We start from the raw sequence: 6371 nt of genomic DNA, 5'->3' as shown, positions 1-6371 counted from the left end.
ATATATACTAATTAAAAACATAACTTAAATCATTAATAAATAAATTTTAATTAAATGAAGGTTTGATAATATGGTTAGGTTTTCACAAACTCTTGGGGATAAGCAATCAAATAATAAAGAAAATCCATATGAAAAAGTCAGGGAGAATACTCATTATTATGCTGATGAGGAAAGGCAGCCTTATGTAGTCAAAGCTGATGATAGGTTTTACAGCCAGCCTCCTAGACAACCTCAAGTTCAAAGGCCAATGTATCAACAGGATAATTTCTATGCTCAGCCTCAAAGAGAGGAAATCGAAGAAATTATCTTTGAAAAGCCAGCAATTGAAAGAGAATCTATCAAACCGGATTATTCAAAACCAGAGCTTGATTTCCCTAAAGACCAGAATATCCAATTCGGTGTTGAATATGCGCCTAACTCAAAACCTCCGGTCATTGGTAGCAACTACACAATAAGGTCCAATTCAATCATCTACAATGACGTGGTTATTGGGAACAATTTCAGAACAGGACACAATGTTGTCATTCGTGAAAACACCAACATTGGGGATGACGTATTGATTGGAACCAACACAGTCATTGAAGGGGACGTAATCATTGGAAATGACGTCAGCATTCAGTCCAACGTATATATTCCAACCAACTCTGTAATTGAGGATAACGTCTTTATCGGACCTTGCGCTTGTTTTACAAATGACAAATATCCTGTAAGAATCAATTATGAACTTCAAGGACCTAGAATCAGGCGTGGAGCTTCAATTGGAGGTAACACAACATTCCTGTCAAATGTTGAAATTGGTGAAGGTTCAATTGTTGCTGCCGGAGCTATTGTAATACATTCCGTTCCGCCATTCTATCTGGCAATCGGAACTCCTGCACGTATCAAACCGCTTCCTGATCATTTAAAAGTTCCTAATAGATTCTAATAATTCAAAAGGAGATTATATTATGGCTCAATATAAATGCAAGATTTGTGGATATGTTATTGATGAAGATAATTATGAAGAAGGCTTAAACATTCCAGCCGGAACCAAATTTGAAGATTTGCCTTCCTCTTTCAAGTGCCCTAAATGCAGAATGCCAAAAGCAATGTTTGAAAAAATTTAAATAATTATATATATTACAATTAATTAAAATAATATTAATTAAATTTTAATAAAAATTTAAGGAGATTGTTAAAAATGGCAAAATTTAAATGTAAACTTTGCGGATACACAACTGAAGAATTTGAAGAACTCCCAGAAGACTTTAAATGTCCTATGTGCGGTGCAACCGCTGACATGTTCGAAAAAGTAGAATAGGTGTTTTTAATGGCTTACGTTTGTAAAGTATGTGGTTTCGTCTTAGAAGAAGATGAATTACCAGAAGATTACACCTGTCCTGTTTGTGGTGTACCTGCAGCAAATTTTGAAGAACAATAAGTTCTTCATTTCTTTATTTTTCTAAAAATTGCTTATTTTTAAAACTAGTATTTATTTTTCCAGAGTATTTTTCAAATATCTTTAAAATATCTCTATTATCCTTTGATACGATGTCATAGCTTACCTTATCTGAATACTCTTTATCGATAACTTCCAGATTGTTGTTTCTGACTTCTGCATCTGCGGTTTTTATTTCTGAGTATTCAAAAGTTATGGTATAAATTTCATATTCTTCGATTTCAAGTATTTCCGCTTCGCCGAGGGCATCCATAACGGATTTGGAATATGCCCTTACAAGACCTCCGGCACCTAATTTAATGCCTCCAAAGTATCTTGTAACAACTGCTGTGACATTGTGAAGTTCATTTTTACGCAAAACATTAATCATTGGTTTGCCTGCGGTTCCACCAGGCTCGCCATCGTCGTCAAAGCCTTCCCCGTCACTTACAATATAGGCTGTACAGTTATGTGTAGCATCACTATATTGCTGGTTTAGTTTTTGAATTATCTCTTTTGATTCCGCCTTTGTTTTTGTCGGAAACAAAGAACAGATGAATTGGGATTTTTTCACATTTATTTCGCTTTGAACTGCTTTTTTGATTGTTTTCATAGTATCAATATCTTTATATATTTAATAATACATATTATTGTTAGTAAATTTTATAGGTGTTAATCATGTCAAGTCGATCCGCTACCGTTTTGGTAATTTTTGTTGTTGCAATCATAGCTTTTTGTTTTGCTAGCGTTTTTGCAGCTATGACAGGACCAATATCAATTTTACCTAATGGAACTGATTCAGGAGGAATATTGGATGACCTTTCAGCTATTACAAATGATTCTGGAGACGGTAATAGCTATGGATATCAAGATTATAATGACTATTCAAGCAGCGATTCTTCTTCCTCTTACGATGATTCCGATGTGGAAACCACAGTTGATGATTCTGATTCGTCAGATGATGAGTCATCAGGAGATGTAGTGGAGACTATAACTAGTCCGCCAGTTGAGGAGCCTGAGATAGAAACAATATCCGGCTAAACTCTTTTTTTTTAAAAGTCGAGCAACTTTTCAATATCGAATATCACTGTATTGATGGCTAGATTAAATAATCTATTTCCGTATTCTTCATCCACATAGACGCCGTTTTCTTCAACGTCACGGGCTCCCTCTTCAATGTTCGGGTCGTCACGGCGTGCCTGGCTGAATCCATACAGGCCTACTTCTTCATATTCATCAACATTAGCCTGATTTTCGATTTCATTCTCATTAAGAATTCCTAAAACCTTTGCCATTGACAGTTCACCGCTGCCTCCATGAGGGCCTTCTGATGAAATTACTTTGTTGTTAAATGTAATTGATAAACCGGTTTTGTCTTCAATATCCCATAATTCGGTCATAAGAGGAATATTTCCGCCATGAGCATTAACGATAACTACTTTTTCTATGTCTAAAAATTCCTTTGCGGAATTAAGCGTATCAATTACATTTTCTTTCAATACGTCTAGAGAAACATGGATTCCATGGTCGATTGTATCCAATTCATAAGCGGGAAATATGATTCCTAAGAATTTGGCGCCTGTTTTGAGGGATGCCTGAAATGCGATATGAGCTCCGATTTTTGCATCGGTGTCTATTGGAAGTGCGGGGCCATGATTTTCCAAATGTGAACCGAGTGCAATTATTCCAATTTTGTGAACGCCGGGGTCTCTGATTTTTCCTGCCCTATATCTTAGTTCTGCCATACTATCTCCTCATATTTCAAAGTTCCAGATGTCGTCACCGACATAATGTTTTGTTTCAACGGCTTTTCCTGAATCATTTGCAACCATTTCTTCACCGCTGATTAAGCTTACTCCAATAGCCAGTGGTTTTCCATGGGTTTCATCAATTATCAAAACAATATCTCCAGGTTCCACACCTTCGGAGGTTGCTACAATTCCAGGACTCATTATATCTGCACCATTGCTCACGAATCTTATGGCTCCCATGTCCACGGTCACGGTTTTTGCTTCAATTTCATTTGCAAGGGCTGCTTTAAGTGTAGGGAACGGTTTGTCGTCAATTATTATAATATATGGCTCACCATCAACCAAAATGAATGAATTAGGTTCCGCTTCAAGTATTTCAACATTCTTTTTTCCCTGAAGTAAATTTCCATATTCTCCTAATTCAGATTTTATTTCTTTTATTTTCTTTTTTTTCAAGAAATTTCTTTTTTTAACTTTTATAGCCATGTTAACCCCAATAATATTTTAATGATTAATATTTTAAATTTAGAATAAATAAATTTATTTATTTTTTATTTTAATTTTTCTTGCGGAGTATTTCCCGTTTCTTGAAAAGACATGCCTGCAGTCAATGTTTTCACCGAAATCCGCCATATCTAATGGTGGATCTTTTTTAGCATATTGTGTTATTGTATGGGCATTATTGTTAATCAGCTTGTTAATGGTCAAATCTATTATTTCAATTTCTTTTGGACTGAATTTGCAGTTTGGGATGATTGTGGGGTAGTATCTGTGAATTATCCTATTGTAATATGATTCCTTTCTTAAAAACAGCTGGTCTTTAGCTATCAACTCTTCAGTAATCTCTTGAAAATGTTTCGGTTTTATCCCCTTTTTTGATTTAATGTAAGTCTCTTCGGTAAATAGATTGCCGTAAAGCTCGAAATAGTTGAAATCAATAAAATAAAGTATTGTCGATAGGAGCGTTTTTCCCAGATTAGGTTTCATGTAGCCTTTAACCAGAATGTACATTATCAAATCAATATATTTCTCACGGTTAAATTCCATATTATCACGGTGATGGTTGGGTAGAAATATTTTTGTAGTAGTTTGAATTTAAGTACAGTGTGAGAGAGCATTTGGTAAGAAATAATGAGTTAATATCTATATTGATGTTAATTTTTCTACTATTTTTGCCTAAAATAAGGCAACATTTATATACTAGGTTATTTATAATTAATAGTATTAGTTTTAATTAGGTTTTGTCTTATCTTAACTTGATTATATTATGTCTAATAACGAGTAATCAATACTCAATTCATATTAAAAAACTAAAATTTGTAATAATATAAGGTGATATAATGAGCGGACAAAATGTTCAAAGACCACTTGACGCATTAGGAAAATCTGTGGATGCTCCAGTTTTAATAAAACTCAAAGGAGATCGTGAATTTAGAGGTATACTTAAGAGCTTTGATTTGCATATGAATTTAGTTCTTAATGATGCAGAAGAGTTACAAGACGGAGAAGTAACAAAAAGACTCGGTGTTGTGCTCATTAGAGGAGACAATATTGTTTATATTTCACCATAAGTATTATTCAATACTTTTCTAGATTACATTTTTACGATAGATTAAGGAGGTGTATCGATGTCAAAGGGAACTCCATCAATGGGTAAAAAGAATAAAAAGACCCATATCAGATGCAGAAGATGTGGTAAAAACACTTACCATATACGTAAAAAAGTCTGTGCTTCCTGTGGATTCGGAAAATCCAAAAAACTCAGAAGGTACAGCTGGCAAAATAAAAAACCAACTACTAGGCAAAGACTGGTATAAGTTGGCAAAATTGTGAAGATTATTTAATAATCTTCTTCAAACTACTTTTTTTAACCATTACTTCATTAAAACATGCTTTTTTTAGATAACTTTATATAAGAATTTAAATTATATTAGATTTAATCATGACTGAATTTTTAGGAGCCAAACTATGACTGAATTAAAAGATATAGCTCAAGAACATGAAGTTGATTTGGAAAATTGCGTTGTTTTCATAAGAGGCAACGATGACATACTGACTGTAGACATTTCCAATGCAGGAATCAGGCAGAGAAGCGATGATACTATGGGATTCACTTTTTCAATTTCTCCAAAACAGGCATTGGCACTTGAAGAATACTTCAACAAATTTGCAACCGGTGAAAAGTTCTACTTTGACATTTCACAGACCGGTTACAGGCCTGTTTACTATAGGGGATTGTCTCCAATTACCAAGGAAGTAAGTCCTGAATATCATCCGAAATTCAACATTACATTGTTTGCCCAAAAGGCCATTGTTGAACCTGAGGATTCCTATTTTGAACCGGCATGTTCATGCTGTGAATTCTGCCACATAGGATAGTGTTAAAATGTTAGATTCTGAGTTTTCAAACAAGATTGTAATTTCAAAAAATAGAAAAGGTGAAAGCATAGAGCTTGATCAAAGAAGGGTTCAAATCCGTGAAAACGAAAACGGTCTGATGGCCATAAGTTATGTCGCTCCGGTTTTTGAAGCTATGGATATAGAGAACTTTTTTGATGAGGTTATTTCCTCTGAGAAATTGACCATGGATATCGGAGGTACCGGAAAGTTCAAGGTAAGCTATAGGGGAATAGTTGAAGGAAAAGGAAAGAGCCTTCCTCAAAACATTGACCACAAAATCATTCTTCTGCAGGAACCTACATGTCTTGATTATAGGGAAAATGTTCAGCATAAGAAGGTTTCAAAATTTAGGAAAGGTTATACCTTATCCTAATTTTTAAATTTCGTCCTCAACGGCTTCCCACAAGTCAACTGCCCAGCCCTGGCTGGCATCAATTACCATGTCAAGCAGCCTTACTTTACCGTCACTGAAACGGAACAGTCTGTAGTCCTGTTGAGGTTTTTTGGCGCTGCCTTCCTTATTGCAGTCCAGATATATTCCTTCATCGTAATCTGCTTCAAAGTTTCCTGCCTGAACAAAGTCTCCGACAAGTGAGTATCCGTTTCTAACGCTTTTGTCAAGTTCCTCTACTGTTTTCAGCCATCCGCCCTGTGCTCTGAATTTTATATCTGGGTCGATTTTTGTTATTTCTTCTTGCCAGTTAATTATCATATTACCAAATCCTTTTTAATGTTAGTTTGACTTGGAGGGTATTTAAAAAAAGAGTGAGAGAGCATTTGTAAAGAAATATTTATAACTATTG

14 protein-coding genes are annotated in these 6371 nt (G+C 34.8%); 9 read left to right on the top strand and 5 right to left on the bottom strand.

The window, feature by feature from the left end; all coding sequences use genetic code 11:
- Positions 1–337 precede the first annotated feature (337 nt).
- The 4 genes from ACKI3D_RS05155 (at position 338) to ACKI3D_RS05140 (ending at position 1420) form a co-directional block, all read left to right on the top strand.
- Complete coding sequence (locus ACKI3D_RS05155) at positions 338–925, top strand: acyltransferase (protein WP_407392672.1); 588 nt, start codon at positions 338–340, stop codon at positions 923–925.
- A 22-nt stretch (positions 926–947) separates the two neighbouring features.
- A complete protein-coding gene (locus ACKI3D_RS05150; RefSeq protein WP_405277042.1) occupies positions 948–1106 on the top strand; it encodes a rubredoxin in 159 nt (52 codons plus the stop codon).
- A gap of 74 nt (positions 1107–1180) precedes the next feature.
- Entirely contained in the window at positions 1181–1300 is a 120-nt protein-coding gene (locus ACKI3D_RS05145) for a rubredoxin (protein ID WP_292750918.1), read from the top strand.
- 9 nt (positions 1301–1309) lie between these two features.
- Positions 1310–1420, top strand: a complete 111-nt coding sequence (locus ACKI3D_RS05140) for a rubredoxin-like domain-containing protein (protein ID WP_292783789.1) — start codon at positions 1310–1312, stop codon at positions 1418–1420.
- Positions 1421–1433: 13 nt separating this feature from the next.
- Here ACKI3D_RS05140 and ACKI3D_RS05135 read toward each other — a convergent pair whose 3' ends face one another.
- Positions 1434–2030, bottom strand: coding sequence for a YigZ family protein (locus ACKI3D_RS05135; RefSeq protein ID WP_407392671.1), 597 nt, complete (start codon positions 2028–2030; stop codon positions 1434–1436).
- Positions 2031–2095: 65 nt separating this feature from the next.
- Between ACKI3D_RS05135 and ACKI3D_RS05130 the strand changes: the two genes are divergently transcribed.
- Entirely contained in the window at positions 2096–2458 is a 363-nt protein-coding gene (locus tag ACKI3D_RS05130) for a hypothetical protein (RefSeq protein WP_407392670.1), read from the top strand.
- A gap of 11 nt (positions 2459–2469) precedes the next feature.
- Here ACKI3D_RS05130 and arfB read toward each other — a convergent pair whose 3' ends face one another.
- The 3 genes from arfB to ACKI3D_RS05115 are packed head-to-tail and all read right to left on the bottom strand — an operon-like array spanning position 2470 to position 4215.
- Positions 2470–3162, bottom strand: a complete 693-nt coding sequence (arfB, locus tag ACKI3D_RS05125) for a 2-amino-5-formylamino-6-ribosylaminopyrimidin-4(3H)-one 5'-monophosphate deformylase (RefSeq protein ID WP_407392669.1) — start codon at positions 3160–3162, stop codon at positions 2470–2472.
- A gap of 9 nt (positions 3163–3171) precedes the next feature.
- Positions 3172–3654, bottom strand: a complete 483-nt coding sequence (locus ACKI3D_RS05120; RefSeq protein WP_407392668.1) for an RNA-binding protein — start codon at positions 3652–3654, stop codon at positions 3172–3174.
- A gap of 54 nt (positions 3655–3708) precedes the next feature.
- Positions 3709–4215, bottom strand: a complete 507-nt coding sequence (locus ACKI3D_RS05115) for a type II toxin-antitoxin system antitoxin SocA domain-containing protein (protein ID WP_407392667.1) — start codon at positions 4213–4215, stop codon at positions 3709–3711.
- Positions 4216–4508: 293 nt separating this feature from the next.
- Here ACKI3D_RS05115 and ACKI3D_RS05110 point away from each other — a divergent pair, with 293 nt between their 5' ends.
- The 4 genes from ACKI3D_RS05110 to ACKI3D_RS05095 all read left to right on the top strand — a co-directional run bounded on the left by ACKI3D_RS05110 (position 4509) and on the right by ACKI3D_RS05095 (position 5941).
- The gene (locus ACKI3D_RS05110) at positions 4509–4739 is read left to right on the top strand and encodes an LSm family protein (RefSeq protein ID WP_407392666.1); all 231 of its coding nucleotides are present in this window, start codon (positions 4509–4511) and stop codon (positions 4737–4739) included.
- A 57-nt stretch (positions 4740–4796) separates the two neighbouring features.
- Positions 4797–4985: a 50S ribosomal protein L37e gene (locus tag ACKI3D_RS05105; RefSeq protein WP_292804605.1), complete on the top strand. Its 189-nt coding sequence runs from the start codon at positions 4797–4799 to the stop codon at positions 4983–4985.
- A gap of 151 nt (positions 4986–5136) precedes the next feature.
- Positions 5137–5547: a hypothetical protein gene (locus ACKI3D_RS05100; protein ID WP_407392665.1), complete on the top strand. Its 411-nt coding sequence runs from the start codon at positions 5137–5139 to the stop codon at positions 5545–5547.
- 7 nt (positions 5548–5554) lie between these two features.
- Positions 5555–5941: a hypothetical protein gene (locus tag ACKI3D_RS05095; protein WP_407392664.1), complete on the top strand. Its 387-nt coding sequence runs from the start codon at positions 5555–5557 to the stop codon at positions 5939–5941.
- A gap of 3 nt (positions 5942–5944) precedes the next feature.
- On the opposite strand, the gene ACKI3D_RS05090 is transcribed toward ACKI3D_RS05095, so the two are convergent.
- Entirely contained in the window at positions 5945–6280 is a 336-nt protein-coding gene (locus ACKI3D_RS05090; protein WP_407392663.1) for a hypothetical protein, read from the bottom strand.
- Between the last annotated feature and the right edge of the window lie 91 nt (positions 6281–6371).

Source organism: Methanobrevibacter sp. (genome assembly GCF_045586545.1).
In the GTDB taxonomy this organism is placed as follows: domain Archaea; phylum Methanobacteriota; class Methanobacteria; order Methanobacteriales; family Methanobacteriaceae; genus Methanocatella.
This window is presented reverse-complemented; position numbering and strand designations above follow the sequence as displayed.